A 16,464-nucleotide genomic window follows, 5' to 3' on the forward strand; every position below is an offset into this window, starting at 1 on the left:
TGACTAGGCTGCGCCCGGTAACGCCTCGGCGAACTGGGCGACGGTCATCGGTTTGGAGAACATCGGGTAGTCGTAGGCGATCGCCGCATCGTGCTCGGCCTCGCTGGTGGCCGCGACGCCGTCGGTCAGCGTCACCACCTCGAAGCCTTTCTCGTAGCCCGAGCGCATGGTCGATTCCACGCAGCAGTTGGTCAGGAAGCCGGCCAGGGCGATCGTTTCGATCCCCTTGCTGCGCAGGATGAAATCGAGATTGGTCGAGGCGAAGGTATCCAGGCCACGCTTGCCTTCGATGACGATGTCACCGGCCTGCGGGGTAAGCGCCTCGCAGATCTCGGCACCCCATTCACCCTTGACGAACGCCTTGCCGTTCACCACACCGGCAAGGATGCCGTAGGGCTGAGCGGTGATCTCGCCATAGCCCGGTGCGAAGTGGATCGGCGCGTGGAGAATGCTGACACCGGCGGCACGCGCCCTGACGACGAGATCCTGCGTCTTGGCCAGCATGTCCTCGCGGGCCATGACGCCTTTTACGGCGTCGTGCAGCACGCCGCCCGGCGTGGTGAAATCGTTCTGGAATTCGATCAGGACCAGGGCCGTCTTGGCGGGGTCGATCGTCTGGAGGGCATTGGCGGTCATGGCGGGACGCTCCTTCACGGAAATGGACTCGCTGTCGTGCAGCATAGCCCATCTCCGGCCGGCGCGCGGTGGCGAAGCGGGCGCTAGTCGTACACGCCCTGGCTGCGCAGATAGTCGTCGTAGCTGCCGCTGAAGTCGACGATACCGTCCTCTTTCATCTCGATGATGCGGGTGGCCAGCGAGCCGACGAATTCACGGTCGTGGCTGACGAAGATCAGCGTGCCGGGATAGTTGTCCAGCGCCAGGTTGAGCGCCTCGATCGACTCCATGTCGAGGTGATTGGTGGGTTCGTCCATCACCAGCACGTTGGGCTTCTGCAGGATCAGTTTGCCGAACAGCATCCGACCTTGCTCGCCACCGGAGATCACCTTCACCGACTTGCTGATGTCGTCGTTGGAGAACAGCATCCGCCCCAGCGCGCCGCGCACGGTCTGCTCGCCTTCGGTGGTCCACTGGCGCATCCACTCGAACAGCGTCTCGCCACCCTCGAAGTCGGCCGCGTGGTCCTGGGCGAAGTAGCCCACTTCCGCCGCATCGGTCCACTTCACCTCGCCCGCATCCGGCGCCATCGTGCCGACCAGGCAATTGAGCAGCGTGGTCTTGCCGATGCCGTTGGGGCCGATGATGGCGACACGCTCGCCGGCTTCGACCTGCAGGCCGAAACGGTCGAACAGCACGTTGTCGCCCCACGCCTTGGAGAGCTTGTCCGCCGTCAGTGCGTGACGGTGGATCTTCTTGCTCTGCTCGAACCGGATGAACGGGCTGACACGCGAGGAGGGCTTGACCTCCTCGAGCTGGATCTTGTCGATCTTGCGCTGGCGCGAGGTGGCCTGCTTGGCCTTGGAGGCGTTGGCCGAGAAGCGGCTGACGAACTGCTGAAGCTCGGCGATTTCCGCCTTCTTCTTGGCGTTGTCGGCGTGCAGGCGCTCGCGGGCCTGGGTCGCGGCGATCATGTACTCGTCATAGTTGCCCGGGAACAACCGCAGCTCGCCGTAATCCAGATCCGCCATGTGAGTGCAGACGCTATTCAGGAAGTGGCGATCGTGGGAGATGATGATCATCGTCGAGCTGCGCGCCCGCAGGACCTCTTCCAGCCAGCGGATGGTGTTGATATCCAGGTGGTTGGTGGGCTCGTCGAGCAGCAGCACGTCGGGGTCCGAGAACAGCGCCTGGGCCAGCAGCACGCGCAGCTTCCAGCCCGGCGCCACCACGCTCATCGGCTCGGTGTGCTGCTCCAGCGGAATGCCCAGCCCGAGCAGCAGCTCGCCGGCGCGGGATTCGGCGGTATAGCCTTCGAGCTCGGCGAAGCGCACTTCCAGGTCGGCGACCTTCATGCCGTCCTCGTCGCTCATCTCTGCCTGGGAGTAGATGCGCTCGCGCTCTGCGGTGACTGCCCACAGCTCCTCGTGGCCCATGATCACGGTATCGATCACGCGCTCGTTCTCGAACGCGAACTGATCCTGGCGCAGCTTGCCCAGTCGCGTGGTGACGTCCTTCATCACCTGACCGCCGGTCGGCTCCAGGTCGCCCCCCAGAATCTTCATGAAGGTGGACTTGCCGCAGCCGTTGGCGCCGATCAGGCCGTAGCGATGGCCACCGCCGAATTTGACGGATACGTTCTCGAACAGCGGCTTGGGGCCAAACTGCATGGTGATGTTGGCAGTAGAGAGCACAGCGGGGAATCTCGCGGGAAACGGCGTGAATGAAACGACGACGGGATGAATAGAACGACGAAAGCCGAGGCGAGCCCGACCTTCGTCCTGAACGTTCGTCTTGCGCAGACTTCTTGAACGTTCGTCTTATGCGGATTGTACGCGGATGCAGCGCCCGCTCATACGCCGCGGGCGAAATGATTCACGCCGTGACCGGCCGGCGGCCGCGGTGTCACTCGCCGCGCGGGAAGCGCTGTGACTCCTCGACGATGTTGAGATCCATATGATTGCGCATGTAGCGCTGGGAGGCGTCCTGCAACGGCTGGTGATCCCACGGATAGTAGTGACCGTTGCGCAGCGCTTCGTAGACGACCAGCCGCTGCGCCTGGCTTTCACGGACCTCGGCATCGAAGCGCTGCATGTCCCAGCGTGCGCGAACCTTGGCCTGGAATTCCGCCAGTATTTCGGCGTAGTCCGGGTCTTGGGCCAGATTGCGGGTCTCGTGCGGATCGGCCTCGAGATCGAACAGCTGCGGCGGGTCGATCTCGCAGTGGTTGAACTTCCACTTTCCTTCGCGAATCGTGACCAGCGGCGCCTGCGTGCCCTCGGCGGCGTACTCCATGTAGACCGGCGCCTCGCGCGTGCCGCCGCGGGCCAGGGGAAGCAGCGACTCGCCATCGGTCCAGGGTTCGACTTCGGAGAGATCGATCCCCACCAGATCGGCCAGTGTGGCGTTGATATCGATGGTCGAAACCGGCGCCTCCACCGAGCGCGGCTCCAGCCCCGGCGCGGCGATCATCAACGGCACGCGCGACGAGCCTTCGAACGGGCTCATCTTGAACCACAGCCCCTTCTCGCCAATCATGTCGCCGTGATCCGACGTCACCACGATGATGGTATTGTCGAGCATCCGGGTGCGCTCGAGCACGTCCAGAATCGAGCCGACCTTGTCGTCGATATAGGAAATATTGGCGAAATAACCGCGGCGTGCCCGGCGCACGTCTTCCGGCTGGATATCGAACTTCGTGTAGTCGTTGGCCTCGAAGACCCGCTGGCTGTGCGGATCGAGCTTCTCGAACGGCACCACGCCCTGTTCCGGTTCGAGGTGTTCGCAGTCTTCGTAGAGATCCCAGAACTGGCGCCGCGCCACATACGGGTCGTGCGGGTGGGTGAAGCTCACGCACATCGCCCAGGGCCGCGAGTCGTGCCCGCGGGAGAGATCGAAAAGTTTCTGTTCGGCATGAAAGGCGACTTCGTCGTCGTACTCCATCTGGTTGGAGATCTCGGCGACGCCAGCACCAGTGACCGAGCCCAGATTGTGATACCACCAGTCAATGCGCTCGCCCGGCTTGCGGTAGTCCGGCGTCCAGCCGAAGTCGGCAGGATAGACATCGGTGGTCAGCCGGGTCTCGAAGCCGTGCAACTGATCCGGCCCCACGAAGTGCATCTTGCCGGAGAGGCAGGTGGAATAGCCGGCGCGACGCAAATGATGCGCCCAGGTCGGCACGGCGGAACGGAATTCGGCAGCGTTGTCGTAGACGCCGGTACGCGAGGGCAACTGGCCCGACATGAAGGCCGCCCGCCCCGGCGCGCACAGGTAGCTCGGCGTGTAGGTGTTGTTGAAATTGACCGCGCGCCTGGCCAGCTTCTTCAGGTTGGGCGCGTGCAGAAAGTCCGCCGGCCCATCCTTGAACAGCGTGCCGTTCACCTGATCCGCCATCAGTACCAGAATATTCGGTCGCGTCATGCTCCCTCCCCTGCGTCGTTGTATTGGGCGTTCGAGATACGCTCTCAGCTTGCGCGCCACGCATGGATTAGCGCAAACGATCAATTCGGCGCCTGAGGCCAAGGCAGGCTTTGGCTTTTATCGGGCTACGTCTCGGGCGGCAGCAGGAAGTTGCCCTGTCGGCCGTCACCGAGGTGGGAGTCGACTTCGCTATCGTCTTTCAGCGCGACGCCGGAGGCGCCCAGCGCCTGGGCTTCGCGCAGCAGGTAGGCGAGCAGTTTGGCGGCGCTGGCGTAACTCAGGCCGCGTGGACGAACGTTGGAGATGCAGTTGCGCTCGCTGTCGCGGCGGCCCGACCGGGGCGCCCAGGTGAAATAGATCCCGAGACTGTCCGGCGAGCTGAGACCGGGGCGCTCGCCGATCAGCACTACGCTCATGCGGGCGCCCAACGCCTCGCCGATCGGGTCGCCGATCGCGACCCGCCCCTGCTCGACCAGTGCCACCGGCCCCGGCGACAGCCCGAGTCGCTCGATTTCCGGCAGCGCGGCATTGAGGAACGGGATCGCCTGCTCGTGAATCGCCCGGGCAGAGAGGCCGTCGACTATGCAGATCGAGACATCGCAGGATTCGAGCGAGAGCTTGGCAAGCTCCTGCTTCGCTTGTTCGGACAGCTGCCGCCCGAGATCCGGCCGGCGCAGATATTCGTCGCGATCGGCTGCCTGACTGTGCAGACGCAACGCCAGCGGAAAGCGCGCGTCCAGTTCCGGCATCAGGCGCTCGGTATCCAGCGCCATGTGGACGGCATCCCGGGCACGAGCATGATCCAGCTGGAACGCCAGCTGCGCCGCCGTCGGCAAACTGCCGCCAGCTCGACCCAGACCGATGCGGGCATCGGTCAAGTCACGCAGCCGCTGCCAGGGGTTGGTGACGGCCGCTGCCGAATCTCTCGGCCGAGACGGTTGCTCGCTCATGACGACGCCCCCGTAGCGACACTGCCCGGCGTCGCCTGTCCCAGCACATGCTGGAAGCGAGCCGGTAACTCGCGCTCGAAGGCGATGCCGCGGCCATGACGATAGATCCCGCTGCTTTCCAGCCAGGCCTCGAACTCCGGCGCCGGGCGCAGACCGAGTACCTGGCGCAGATAGAGCGCGTCGTGAAACGAGGTGGTCTGGTAGTTGAGCATGATGTCGTCGGAGCCGGGAATACCCATGATGTAGTTGCAGCCTGCGGCCCCCAGCAAGGTGAGCAACATGTCCATGTCGTCCTGGTCGGCTTCGGCGTGGTTGGTGTAGCAGATATCGCAGCCCATCGGCACGCCGAGCAGCTTGCCGCAGAAGTGATCCTCCAAGCCGGCGCGGATGATCTGCTTGCCGTCGAACAGATATTCCGGGCCGATAAAGCCGACCACGGTATTGACCAGCAACGGCTCGAATTCCCGCGCCACCGCGTAGGCACGCGCTTCCAGCGTCTGCTGATCGATTCCGTGGTGGGCATTGGCGGAGAGCGCGCTGCCCTGGCCGGTCTCGAAGTACATCACGTTATTGCCCAGGCCGTTGCTGTCCAGGCCTCCGCGACCGAGCGACAACGCCGCCTCGCGCCCTTCCCACAGCAGCGCGAGATCGATGCCGAACCCCCGATTGGCCGCCTCGGTGCCGGCGATCGACTGGAATATCAGATCGGTCGGCGCGCCGCGCTCGATCGCCTCGATGGCGGTGGTGACATGGGTCAACACGCAGCTCTGGGTGGGGATCTCGTAGCGGGAGATGACCTCGTCGAGCATCGTCAGCAGCGTCACCACGGTGGCGGTATTGTCGGTGGCCGGGTTGATGCCGATCACCGCGTCGCCGCTGGCGTAGAGCAGGCCATCGAGAATGCTGGCCGCAATACCGGAGGCGTCATCGGTGGGATGGTTGGGCTGCAGCCGCGTCGAGAGTCTTCCGGGCAGGCCGATCGTGCTGCGAAAGCGCGTGACCACCCGGCACTTGCGCGCCGCCAGCACCAGATCCTGTACGCGCATCAGCTTGGAGACCGCAGCAGCCATTTCCGGCGTCAGGCCGGGGGCCAGCGCCTTCAGCGATTCACCATCGGCCTGCTCGGAAAGCAGCCAGTTGCGGAATTCGCCGACGCTCAGCGAGGCAACCGGCGCGAACGCGGCACGATCATGACGATCGAGAATCAGCCGCGTGACCTCGTCCTGTTCGTAGGGAATCAACGGCTCTTCCAGAAACGTCGTCAGCGGCAGCTCCGCCAGCGCCAATTGCGCAGCGGCTCGCTCTTCGGCGTTGGCCGCCGCGATCCCGGCCAGCTCGTCGCCCGAGCGGTGCGGGGTCGCGGCCGCCATCAGCGCGCCCAGGCTGTCGAAGCGGTAACGTCGACCGCCGATATCGATGGCATGTTCGGACATGGCAGCAGTCCTGTATTCGTTGTCTTTATAGGGCCTCGTGCTGCTCAGTTTATGCCATAACCGTGACCTTACCTGAGACTAATGCCTAACATCACCGATACGGCCATCACCACTTGTATGATGTATGGTTTTTAAACCCTGCGGTGCCGTAGAGGACACTGCTTCGCCAATGCCTACAGGAGTCGCAAGATGAAAGAGACCCTCGTGATCGTGCACGAGCTCTATCCGGAGCTACTGGACAAACTCAAACGCGACTTCGACGTCGTGCATTTCATCCGTCTGGGCAGCGACGATGACCGCAAAGCATTCCGCGAGGCGATGTCTCGCGCCGTTGCCTTCATCGGCTCCAATGTGCCATTCACTCGCGAGCTGCTGGATCAGTCGCCCAATCTCAAGGTCGTTGCCAGCGTGTCGGTCGGCGTCGATAACTACGACGTCGATGCGCTGCATGAGCGCGGCATCGTGCTGACCAACACGCCAGACGTGTTGACCGAGGCGACGGCCGACACCGGCTTTCTATTATTCATGATGACCGCGCGTCGCGCCTCGGAGATGAACCGCATGGTGCTAGACGGCCGCTGGAAGGTCTCGCCCGGCAGCGATCTGTTCGGCGTCGATCTCAAGGGCAAGACGCTGGGAATCGTCGGTATGGGGCGGATCGGCCAGGCCGTCGCCCAGCGCGGCCACTTCGGTTTCGGCATGTCAGTGATCTTTCAGAACCGCTCGGCCAAACCGGAAGTGGAAACGCAGCTCGACGCGCGTCAGGTCGAGCTCGAAACGCTGTTCAAGGAAGCAGACTTCATCTGCGTGACCGTGCCGCTGTCGGCGGAAACCGAAGGTCTGGTCGGCCGCGAGCTGCTCTCGTTGACCAAACCCAAGGCGATCTTCGTCAATATCGCCCGCGGCAAGGTCGTCCGCGAGCAGGAGCTGATCGAGTGTCTCAAGGATGGCACGCTCTACTACGCCGGCCTCGACGTGTTCGAGAAAGAGCCGCTGGCCACCGATTCACCGTTGATGACGATGGACAACGTGGTCTGTCTGCCCCACATCGGCTCGGCGACTCACGAGACGCGTGGCGCCATGTGCGATCTGGCGGTGGAAAATGCGCTCAACGTGCTGGCCGGGAAGAAGGCCGTCACGCCGGTATAACGAGTCGTTCAAGGCACGAAAACCTCGCCGGTCGGCGAGGTTTTCGCGTTTTTGATGGCGTGATGACCTTAGAGGATCGAAACCCGTGCCGAAGCCGAACCTTCACTCGGCGAGCGCCAGCACCTCTTGCCACAGGCCATCGTCGAGCGCCAATGGCGCACTGCTGCTCCGCTGGCGCCAGGTCGAGGCACCTGGCCAGCGTACGGCACGCCCCGATTCGTCCGGCGTCGCAGCGGCGAGATGCGCCTGAATCCCTTCGACGATGGCATCCCAGGCCGCGCGTCCTCCCAGTTGCTCGGGATCGAATACCATGAAAATCTGACAGCTCCCGCCGCCGCTACCACGTTTGACCTGGTCGATGTCGTGACTCGGGTTGCCCTGCGACAGCAGCGCCGCCAGGGCATCGAGCAGAATCGCTAATCCCGAGCCTTTCCAATAACCGGTGGGAAGGATCCGCCGGGTCGCCTCGATGGCGCCGGGATCCCGAGTCAGCGCGCCGGTGTCGTCGAAACCACCGTCGATCGGGAGAGATTCGCCTTTCAATCGCGTGGTCGAGAGCTTGCCATAGGAGAACTGTGACATCGCCATGTCCAGCACCAGTGGCCCGTCCTGATGCGGGACCGCCATCACCAACGGATTGTTGCCGATCGACTGGCTCGCCGCGCCCCAGGCCGGCATGCAGGATTCGGTATTGGTCCACATGATCGAAGCAAACCCCTGTTCCACGGCATGCCAGCCGTAGCTGCCGCCACGCATCCAGTGGGTCGTGTTGCGCAGCGCGACCAGCCCCATGCCATGTTCCCGAGCGAGCGCCATGGCACGTTCGGTGGCCTGCATTGCATGACAGATGCCGATACCGAAATTCCCGTCGAGCACCTCGATGGCGCCAAGGCGCTGCACCACCGTTGGAGCGCCCGGGTATCGACCCAACCGCGCCGGACATAATCCACGAACCGGGGAATGCGCCCAATCCCGTGAGAGTGCACGCCGTCCCGCGTGCTTTCAGTGTGAATACGCGCGCACAGCGCCGCGTCACTTGGCTCCAGCCCCGCATTGAGCAGGACCTGCTCGAGCGTTCTCTCCAGCGTCTGCAGATCGACGGTAGTCATTTGGCACCTTTAGTCATACATCATATGTTTGACGATAAAGGTAACGTCCTCTGATACACGGGCGTATCCGTCTTTAGTGGGCCATTGCCCAACATCAACGTTTATCGCGCGACCGGCTATGTCACGACGCCCGCGCTTCCGCACTCGGCCGGCTGGTCAGAGGCCTGCGGTCACAGGCGGCTCCCGATGCGTGAGCCAGGCCACCAGCAGCCCCAGCAACGCTGCCAGCAGGCCGAGCAGAAGGATATTGGCGTAGCCGAAAGCGCCGGCGAACAGGCCTGCAATCGGCCCGGTGGCACCGTAGACGACATCCTGGAAAGCGGCGAATCCTCCCATCGCCGTGCCGCGTGGGCGAGATGCCGGCGGCAGCGTGTGATCGGGACTTGGAAAAATCCTTGCAGGACCAGAAACCGTTGATGAACGCCATGGGTGACCGCCGTTGAGGGATGGCAGTCGGCAGAGGACGGGCAGACAACACAGGGTGGAGATCACGGGATGCGAGACACGCCAAGAACGGCTTCCCGAGGATCGGGCGAGGAGACTAGGTAACCTCGCCGCGCTTTGCAATGGCTCCGGCCGGCCTTGAGACCGGCCGGAGCCGTGCGCGACGAGCGCCGTCTCCAATGCGTCGTCGCTCGTCGACAGCTCAAAAACGGCAGCCAGAATGACGTTTAGGCCACCGGAGAGCACTCACGCTCGACATAGGCGGCGGAATGGAAGTCGATCTCGAGCCGTTGCACCTCTCCGAACACGCGGACCGCCTCGTCGCGCTGGGCCGGAGTCATCTGCGCGCCCAGCGCATCGAGTCGATCTCGCAACCAGCGGGCCTGCGCCGCGAAACCGGGCGCGGCATGCATCTCGATCCAGTCACGCACCATCGGGTCGCTCATGGGCGCCTGACGGATGGCATCGCACCAGGTCCAGTACATCCACTCGGCGGCGAACATGGCCGTGATGATGGCGCTGAAATCGCCGTCACGGGCGATTGCCAGCATCCCCTCGCGAAAAGCCGCCACCCGCGGCTCGGCCTGCAGCGTCGGGTCCGGTGCGATGCTGCGCTGCGTGAATGCCCCCTCGAAATAGGGCATCTGTTCGTTGGCAAGCGCGTCGAGCGAAGCGATCAGCTTGCGTCGATCATCGAGGTCGGTCGCCTTGGCCACCGCGTAGCCGAGGATGGTGATGGCCGTCTCGACGAACGCGCCTTCGATCAGCAGATAACGATCGAAGACTTCGACGAGCAGTCGATCCGCCTCGATGTCGTGAACGAAGCGATGCGAGACCATGGCTTCGAAGACATCGGCATTCTCGGCCAAGATACGATCCGTCAGCAGCTCAGACATCGTGCTGCTCCCGGGCAGCGGCCACGAAGCGCGCGACGCGCGTCTCGTCGACCGGATTCCACCACACGCCGCCCTCCTTGAGCGAAGAGGCCACGATCACGCCGTTGGTCCGATCAAGAATCTGCGCGATGTTTTCCTCGGTGACGCCGGAACCGACCAGCAGCGGCAGGTGAGTGGCACCGCCGATCTCCTCGATCTCCTCCAGCGTAGCGCTGTTGCCGGTGCGCTGGCCGGTGGCGATGATGCAATCGCTGTCGAAGAACGCCAGATCCCGGGTCATTTCGGGAATCGAACGATCGGCGACGATGGCATGGCTGCCATGCTTGACGTGAGAGTCAGTGAAAATCTTCACATGCTCCGCGCGCAACAGCGAACGGTAGCGCATCGCTTCCGCCGCCCGTCCTTCCATGAAGCCTTCGTTGGCCACATAGGCATTGGCCCACTGGTTCACTCGGATGAAATCCGCCCCGCCCGCCACGGCAGTTGCCAGTGCCGGCAACGGTGCATTGGCCAGCACGTTGATACCCATCGGCACGTCGAATTCCTGCTTGATCCTGTCGGTCACCACTGACATAAACGCCGAGGTTTCCGGGCCGATATCCTCGGGCTTGGAGAAAGGGACATCACCGTGATTTTCGACTACGAGGCCGTGCAATCCACCTTTGATCAGACGCTCGGCATCACGCAGACAGGTGTCGTATATCGTCGCCATTGATTCCCCGCGGTAACGCGGAGAGCCCGGAAATGCCGGACAATGAATCATGCCGATGAGCGTTTTATCGCGACCGAAAATTTCGCTTATTGCATTCTCCGAGCGATCGGAAATAATTTGCATGTCGTTATCTCTAAAAATAGGAAAAACAATCAGTGATCAAGACTTTCGTTATCGGCAATGTTGCGCTCGACGAGACGCTGTCCATTCCCGATTTCCCACGACCCGGTGCGTCCATTTTCGGCCAGTCTCTGTCTCGTGACCTGGGCGGAAAAGGCACCAATCAGGCCACGGTTCTGGCACGATCGGGGGTGCCTTGCATTCTGGTCGCCGGCGTCGGTCGCGATGCCCGGGGGCGTGAAATCGCCGAGCGACTGGCGCCTGAGCCCGTCCAGGCACATCTGCTGGAGCTGGACGACGTCGCGACCGATTTCTCGACGGTGCTGATGAGCGAGCAGGGCGAGAATGCCGTCATCACTACCCGCGAGGCCGCCTCCGCCCTGACGCCCGAAATGGCTCGCACCGCGCTGGCCGATGCCTGTGCCGGCGACTGGCTGGTCATGCAGGGCAATCTTGGTGCCGAGACCACCGCCGCGGCGCTCGAGCGGGCCCGGGAACTCGGCATGCGTACCGCCTTCAATCCGTCGCCGCTACAGGATTACTTCGACTCACTTTGGCCGCTGATCGACGTTGCCTTCGTCAACGAGGGCGAAGCCGCCGCGCTGGGGGGCGTCGAGCATCTGCTCGCGCGGGGTGTCAGCGATATCGTGCTGACACTCGGCGGCGAGGGGGCGGCGCTGATCCGCCAGAACCAGCGGCTCGACGTGCCGGCGGAATCCTGCGCGATCGTTGACACCACTGGTGCCGGCGACTGCTTCATGGCTGTGGCACTGGCCTCCGCGATTCGCCGCGGTGGCATACTGGATGAATGCGCGCTGGCGCATGCTGCCAGGGCGGCCTCGCACACCGTCGCTCGCCCCGGCACCGTGACCGCCTTCCCCACACCGACAGAAATGGCCGCGATCCTGGCCCGTTGATCCTGTGATGCTCCGGATGGCCGGGCCTCCCAGGGATGGATCAGCGCGCGACTAGCCAGCCCAGTAAGTTCTTCCATAGCAAGGCATAGCCTGGCCACTCGCAAAACGCTGACGACAGCCAGTGCGGCGCAATGTCCGAGGTCCAGGCCGCCGTGCGACCGGCCCCGTGGCTACCGACCACCAGCAATGGATGGCCGCCCTGGGCCTCGGGCAGTCTGGCTAAGACCTCGGCCCCATCACGCACCTCGACCTCGTTCACGCCAAGGACCGGCGGCCAGTCGCCAGCCGGCAGTCCCGCCATGATGGGATGGTCGGGCGTAAGGATGTCGGCCACTGCGCCTTCCGGGATCTCGATGCGATCGTCCCAGGGAAGGCAGGTTACCGGTAGCGCCTCTTCGACGGGCGTTTTGCGCCAACGTGCCTTGCCATCGATGCCTTGGAACGAGAAATAGCCGCCCATCATGATCAGGTTGCCACCCTGCTCGACCCAGCGCTTGAGCATGCGCAGGCGATTAGGCACGCACTGCGAGCGCAGCCACACGTCTGGGGGCAGCAGGAAGGTATTGGCCCCGATGTCGGACAAGATGATGATGTCGTAGGCGGCTAGCGCCTCGATCTCAAAGGGAAATTCCTCTGCCGCGGCATGGGCAGTCATGTAATCGAGCTGGAAGTCGCTGCCTTCCAGCGCCTTCAGCAGCGGTGTCGCGCCGGTATGAAAATGCACCGATCCGAACTGATCGAAGCCCTTGAAGTGGGTTTCGGTGGTTGTCCAGCTCTCTCCTACCAGCAGTACTCGGTTACCCATAGTATTGTCCTTATTTGAGAAATCGGGTCGGAAGCGCATGTCAGATGGCAGCGTCGAAGACGCGCCGCGGATTGGTCACTATCAAGGCATTCAGAGTCGCTTGATCAAGTCCGTGGCGCCGGAGCCGCGGCAGGAAATGCTTGGTCACGTGGGAGTAACCGTTGCCGCCGTAGCGGGTCAGCATCATTTTCACGAAGACATCGTGCGAGAGTAGCAGGCGATCGAGGTAGCCATGCTCGATGAGTCCAATGATCGCGCGGGCCACTTCCTCGTCAGAGGGGCATTGCACACCCTGATCGGCGTAGAAGAAGTCCATGCCGATCATGTCGAACTCCAAAAAGGCACCGCGCTGCGCTAGCGTTGCCTGGTAGACCGCGTCCATGTGGGAGGGATTCATGTGGCACAGCACGGTATGGCGCAGATCGCCACCCTCTTCCTCGACAATGTCGAGCACCTTATGTGCTATCCGAAACCAGCCCGGCAAATGAACCATCAGCGGTAGCCCAGTGCGGACCTGAGCTCGCGCTGCACCGCGCAGAGACTTCTCTTCTTCTACTGTGAACTCTGAGGACACACCGATTTCGCCAATTAGACCGATTTTCGCATCAGTGCCGTTAACGCCAGTCAATGCCTCAAGGACGATTTCATCGGCAATGTCATCGATGCTAAGCGCGGCCACCGTCTCAGGCATCGATGATGCCAGGTAGTATCCGGCTCCCATGACCACCTGTAGACCAGTCTCAGCCGTGATTCGACGCAGCTTGAGTGGGTCCCGGCCGATGCCGCGGCAGGTAGGATCGACGATGCTCCGACCGCCAACCGCGGTAAAAGCTCGCACCTCTTCAACGGCAAGACCCAGATCGTCTAGCATGATGTTGTGTTTATTGACGAAGGGGTCCTGACGGAGCTCCGATAGTAGCTCGATGCTGATCGGAGCTTCTGCCAAATACAGACGTTCGGCCTCCCTGGGAGGATGCCACCAGCAAGAACAGTCGTTTTGCAAGTGCTCGTGCATCAGCGTGTGGCCTAGTTGGTCAGCCATAATCGGTCCATCGACGGTCATGATCCGACCCGATCCGACATGGCACAGCGAAAGTTCGCTCATGCGGGTTTCCTTTTACTTCGGCGCCAGCGGCGATCAAACAATCGCGTATTCATCCAGATCGCGATCAGAATGATCGTGCCAGTAACGATTTGAGTAAAAAAAGGAGAAATATTTATTAGAATCAATCCATTACCAATTACAGCGATAGTCATGGTACCAAGGACCGTACCCAGCATTGATGCTTTACCGCCCTGTAATGCGGTACCCCCTAGGACCACAGCGGCGATTACCTGCAGTTCGAAGCCCTGGGCCGAATTAGAGGAACCGGAGCCCAGACGCGCGGCAAGCAGAATGGCGGCGACCGCACAAGCCACGCCGGCTACGACATAGACCGAGGCCAATACTCGCTTGGCGGGCATACCGACACGGCGCGCCGCTTCCATATTCGAGCCGACCGAGATCACCTGGCGCCCGTAGGCGGTCTTGCGCATCACCACGAAGCCCAGCACGGCGACCAGCACCGCCAGCAGTGCCGGCACCGGCAATCCCAGCACTTCGCCACGACCTAGCCAGAAGAAGCCGCCGGCATCGCGGATCGGGATCGAGTAGCCCTCGGTGAGAAATAGCGCCGCCCCACGCAGAATCGAGAGCCCCGCCAATGTGACGATGAACGCCGGAATGCCCTGATAGGAGATAAACCAGCCCTGTACGCCACCGATCAGGGCCCCCATCAGCAGCATCAGCACGATCGCCAGCGGCCAGCTCACCCCTGCGGCGATCACGATCGCGGCGGTAGCATTGATCAGCGCCACCATCGAGCCGACCGAGAGATCGATTCCGGCAGTGGCGATGACCAGCGTCATCGCCACTGCCACGATCAGGATCGGCGCTGCCTGGCGCAGCACGTTGAGCAGATTGCTCAGGGTCAGAAAGTTGTTGTTCATCAATCCGAAGAACGCCAGACAGAGCACGAAGAAGGTCGCGATCGATAGTACCTGCGCGTGTTCCGCGACGAGATCCGCCAGCCGCGAGCCACGCTGCCGTTCGGTATATGTGGTCATGCCTCGCCTCCCTTGCCGACCACCAGGTCGACGAGTTCCTGAAGGTTGGTGTCGCCGATCAGACGCTCGGCAACCTTGGTGCCTTCGTACATGACAGCAATGCGATCGCAGACCCGAAACAGGTCCTGCATGCGGTGGGTGATCAGCACCACGGCGACGCCCCTAGCCTTAACCCTGTTGATCAGCTCGAGCACCGCTTCCACCTCTGCCACGGCCAGCGCCGAGGTCGGCTCGTCCATGATCAGTACCTTGGGCTCGAAGCTCGCGGCCCGCGCGATGGCGATGGCCTGGCGCTGGCCGCCGGAAAGATTCGCCACCTTGGCGGTCAACCGGGGGATACGAATCTCCAGCGCCGCCAGCATCTGCTCCGCCTCGGCGAGCATCCGCTTCTGGTCCAGAAAGGGACCGCGCTTCAACTCGCGCCCCAGAAACAGGTTGCCGACCACGTCGACATGGTTACACAGCGCGAGATCCTGATAGACCATCTCGATGTGCAGGTCGCGCGCCTCCAGCGGACTCGCGTAGTCAGCCCGCCGGCCCTCCATCTCGATCACGCCGTCGTCGGGCACGTAAGTGCCGGCGATCACTTTGGAGAGGGTCGACTTGCCGGCGGCGTTGTCGCCGATCAAGCCAAGACACTCGCCCGGCCGGATGTCCAGATTGACGCCGCGCAGGGCCTGGTGCGACCCGAAGGTCTTGTGGATGTCACGCAGGCTGAGGATCGGTGCCGGCGCACCGACATCGCTTTTCGCCGCGAAGGAAGCCGCTGCCGCACTCATTGAAACAGCCCCCGGAACTCGTCGACGTTTTCCTGCGTGACGATGGTGACCGGCACCGAGATGTTCCGTTCGACCTCACCACCGTCAGCCAGAGTGGCGAGCGCCTCGATCGCCGCTGCGCCCATCGCCGCCGGATCCTGTTGGACGACGCCTTTTACGTAACCCTGATCGATAGCATCGATTGCCTGCTGGGTCAGGTCCCAGCCATAAATCGATAGGTCGCCCTGCTTTCCCTGGCTTTCCACGGCCGCGATCGCGCCCATCAGCGCCGGCTCGCCGGTGGCATAGATCGCATTCAGATCAGGGTTGGCGATGATCAGGTTCTCTGCCGCGCCGAGCGCCAGATCCTGGACATTTTGACCATCGACGGTGTTGACCACCTCGACGCGCCCCGTATCGAGCGCATCCACGAAACCGTCTCGGCGTACGTTCTGAATGTAGGAGTTGAGCGCACCAACGATCCCCAGTTTCGATGCCCCCTTCATAGCTTCACCGTAGTAGGCCGCGAGCTCCGCGCCCGCCTCGGCGTTGTCGACACCTATCTGTGCCTTCTGCGGCCCTTCCGGTAGCACCGCGTCGATACCGACGACCGGAATGCCGGCTGCGTCGGCCTGCTCGATCGCGGGCATGATGCCGTTGACGTCGATCGCCACCACGGCGATACCATCGACGCCCTCCTGGATGTAGGTTTCGATGGCGCTGTTCTGATCCGATGAGACGTTATTGGCATTAAAGATCTGCAGATCCGCGCCCATGGCCTTGGCGGCCTCCTCGGCGCCCCGGTTCATCTCGTTGAAGAACAGTGCCTGCTGGTTGATCTGCACCAGCGCAAAGGTCTTGGCCTGGGCGATACCGGGCAGCGCGGCCAGGCCGACGGCGCCGGAAATCAGGAGAGCGCCAAACGCGCGACGGTAGGAGATTGAAGACATGTCGTTTCCTCGTTATTGGACTTGTTGCGATTTTGGATTGGGACTCGTCTTAACTGCTTCGTACTATCGACCTGTTGTTG

The 16,464-nt window shown here is 62.7% G+C and carries 15 protein-coding genes and 1 pseudogene; 2 read left to right on the forward strand and 14 right to left on the reverse strand.

Going from position 1 to position 16,464, the window contains the following annotated elements; all coding sequences use genetic code 11:
* Positions 1-3 precede the first annotated feature (3 nt).
* The 5 genes from ACWHY3_RS17050 to ACWHY3_RS17070 all read right to left on the reverse strand — a co-directional run bounded on the left by ACWHY3_RS17050 (position 4) and on the right by ACWHY3_RS17070 (position 6,418).
* Positions 4-681 carry a cysteine hydrolase gene (locus ACWHY3_RS17050; RefSeq protein ID WP_448127077.1) on the reverse strand — a complete coding sequence of 226 codons (678 nt, stop codon included), beginning with the start codon at positions 679-681 and terminating at the stop codon, positions 4-6.
* 38 nt (positions 682-719) lie between these two features.
* Positions 720-2,309 carry an ABC-F family ATPase gene (locus ACWHY3_RS17055; RefSeq protein WP_448127078.1) on the reverse strand — a complete coding sequence of 530 codons (1,590 nt, stop codon included), beginning with the start codon at positions 2,307-2,309 and terminating at the stop codon, positions 720-722.
* 211 nt (positions 2,310-2,520) lie between these two features.
* The gene (gene betC, locus ACWHY3_RS17060; RefSeq protein WP_448127079.1) at positions 2,521-4,035 is read right to left on the reverse strand and encodes a choline-sulfatase; all 1,515 of its coding nucleotides are present in this window, start codon (positions 4,033-4,035) and stop codon (positions 2,521-2,523) included.
* Positions 4,036-4,160: 125 nt separating this feature from the next.
* Positions 4,161-4,985, reverse strand: a complete 825-nt coding sequence (gene eutC / locus ACWHY3_RS17065) for an ethanolamine ammonia-lyase subunit EutC (RefSeq protein ID WP_448127080.1) — start codon at positions 4,983-4,985, stop codon at positions 4,161-4,163.
* Complete coding sequence (locus ACWHY3_RS17070; RefSeq protein WP_448127081.1) at positions 4,982-6,418, reverse strand: ethanolamine ammonia-lyase subunit EutB; 1,437 nt, start codon at positions 6,416-6,418, stop codon at positions 4,982-4,984. The genes eutC and ACWHY3_RS17070 overlap by 4 nt, the downstream gene beginning before the upstream one ends.
* A 189-nt stretch (positions 6,419-6,607) precedes the next feature.
* Between ACWHY3_RS17070 and ACWHY3_RS17075 the strand changes: the two genes are divergently transcribed.
* Positions 6,608-7,567 carry a 2-hydroxyacid dehydrogenase gene (locus tag ACWHY3_RS17075; protein ID WP_448127082.1) on the forward strand — a complete coding sequence of 320 codons (960 nt, stop codon included), beginning with the start codon at positions 6,608-6,610 and terminating at the stop codon, positions 7,565-7,567.
* Between the two features lie 102 nt (positions 7,568-7,669).
* Here ACWHY3_RS17075 and yiaK read toward each other — a convergent pair.
* From yiaK to ACWHY3_RS17095, 4 genes and pseudogenes are all read right to left on the reverse strand, one after another.
* Positions 7,670-8,676 (reverse strand): annotated as a pseudogene (yiaK, locus tag ACWHY3_RS17080) (3-dehydro-L-gulonate 2-dehydrogenase).
* A 156-nt stretch (positions 8,677-8,832) separates the two neighbouring features.
* On the reverse strand, positions 8,833-9,012 hold the full coding sequence (locus tag ACWHY3_RS17085) for a hypothetical protein (protein ID WP_448127083.1): 180 nt from the start codon (positions 9,010-9,012) through the stop codon (positions 8,833-8,835).
* Between the two features lie 335 nt (positions 9,013-9,347).
* The gene (locus ACWHY3_RS17090) at positions 9,348-10,016 is read right to left on the reverse strand and encodes a TenA family protein (RefSeq protein ID WP_448127084.1); all 669 of its coding nucleotides are present in this window, start codon (positions 10,014-10,016) and stop codon (positions 9,348-9,350) included.
* On the reverse strand, positions 10,009-10,851 hold the full coding sequence (locus tag ACWHY3_RS17095) for a BtpA/SgcQ family protein (RefSeq protein ID WP_448127085.1): 843 nt from the start codon (positions 10,849-10,851) through the stop codon (positions 10,009-10,011). Before ACWHY3_RS17095 ends, ACWHY3_RS17090 begins: the two co-directional genes overlap by 8 nt.
* A 32-nt stretch (positions 10,852-10,883) precedes the next feature.
* Between ACWHY3_RS17095 and ACWHY3_RS17100 the strand changes: the two genes are divergently transcribed.
* Entirely contained in the window at positions 10,884-11,765 is an 882-nt protein-coding gene (locus tag ACWHY3_RS17100) for a ribokinase (RefSeq protein WP_448127086.1), read from the forward strand.
* A 40-nt stretch (positions 11,766-11,805) separates the two neighbouring features.
* On the opposite strand, the gene ACWHY3_RS17105 is transcribed toward ACWHY3_RS17100, so the two are convergent.
* Genes ACWHY3_RS17105 through ACWHY3_RS17125 form a run of 5 tightly spaced genes read right to left on the reverse strand, consistent with a single transcriptional unit; the run spans position 11,806 to position 16,384 of the window.
* Positions 11,806-12,570, reverse strand: a complete 765-nt coding sequence (locus ACWHY3_RS17105) for a glutamine amidotransferase (RefSeq protein ID WP_448127087.1) — start codon at positions 12,568-12,570, stop codon at positions 11,806-11,808.
* Between the two features lie 40 nt (positions 12,571-12,610).
* Complete coding sequence (locus ACWHY3_RS17110; protein WP_448127088.1) at positions 12,611-13,675, reverse strand: phosphotriesterase family protein; 1,065 nt, start codon at positions 13,673-13,675, stop codon at positions 12,611-12,613.
* Positions 13,672-14,676: an ABC transporter permease gene (locus tag ACWHY3_RS17115; RefSeq protein WP_448127089.1), complete on the reverse strand. Its 1,005-nt coding sequence runs from the start codon at positions 14,674-14,676 to the stop codon at positions 13,672-13,674. Before ACWHY3_RS17115 ends, ACWHY3_RS17110 begins: the two co-directional genes overlap by 4 nt.
* Positions 14,673-15,455, reverse strand: coding sequence for an ATP-binding cassette domain-containing protein (locus tag ACWHY3_RS17120; RefSeq protein ID WP_448127090.1), 783 nt, complete (start codon positions 15,453-15,455; stop codon positions 14,673-14,675). The genes ACWHY3_RS17115 and ACWHY3_RS17120 overlap by 4 nt, the downstream gene beginning before the upstream one ends.
* Positions 15,452-16,384, reverse strand: a complete 933-nt coding sequence (locus ACWHY3_RS17125; protein ID WP_448127091.1) for a substrate-binding domain-containing protein — start codon at positions 16,382-16,384, stop codon at positions 15,452-15,454. Before ACWHY3_RS17125 ends, ACWHY3_RS17120 begins: the two co-directional genes overlap by 4 nt.
* Positions 16,385-16,464 lie beyond the last annotated feature (80 nt).

The organism is Salinicola sp. NYA28a, from assembly GCF_976982775.1.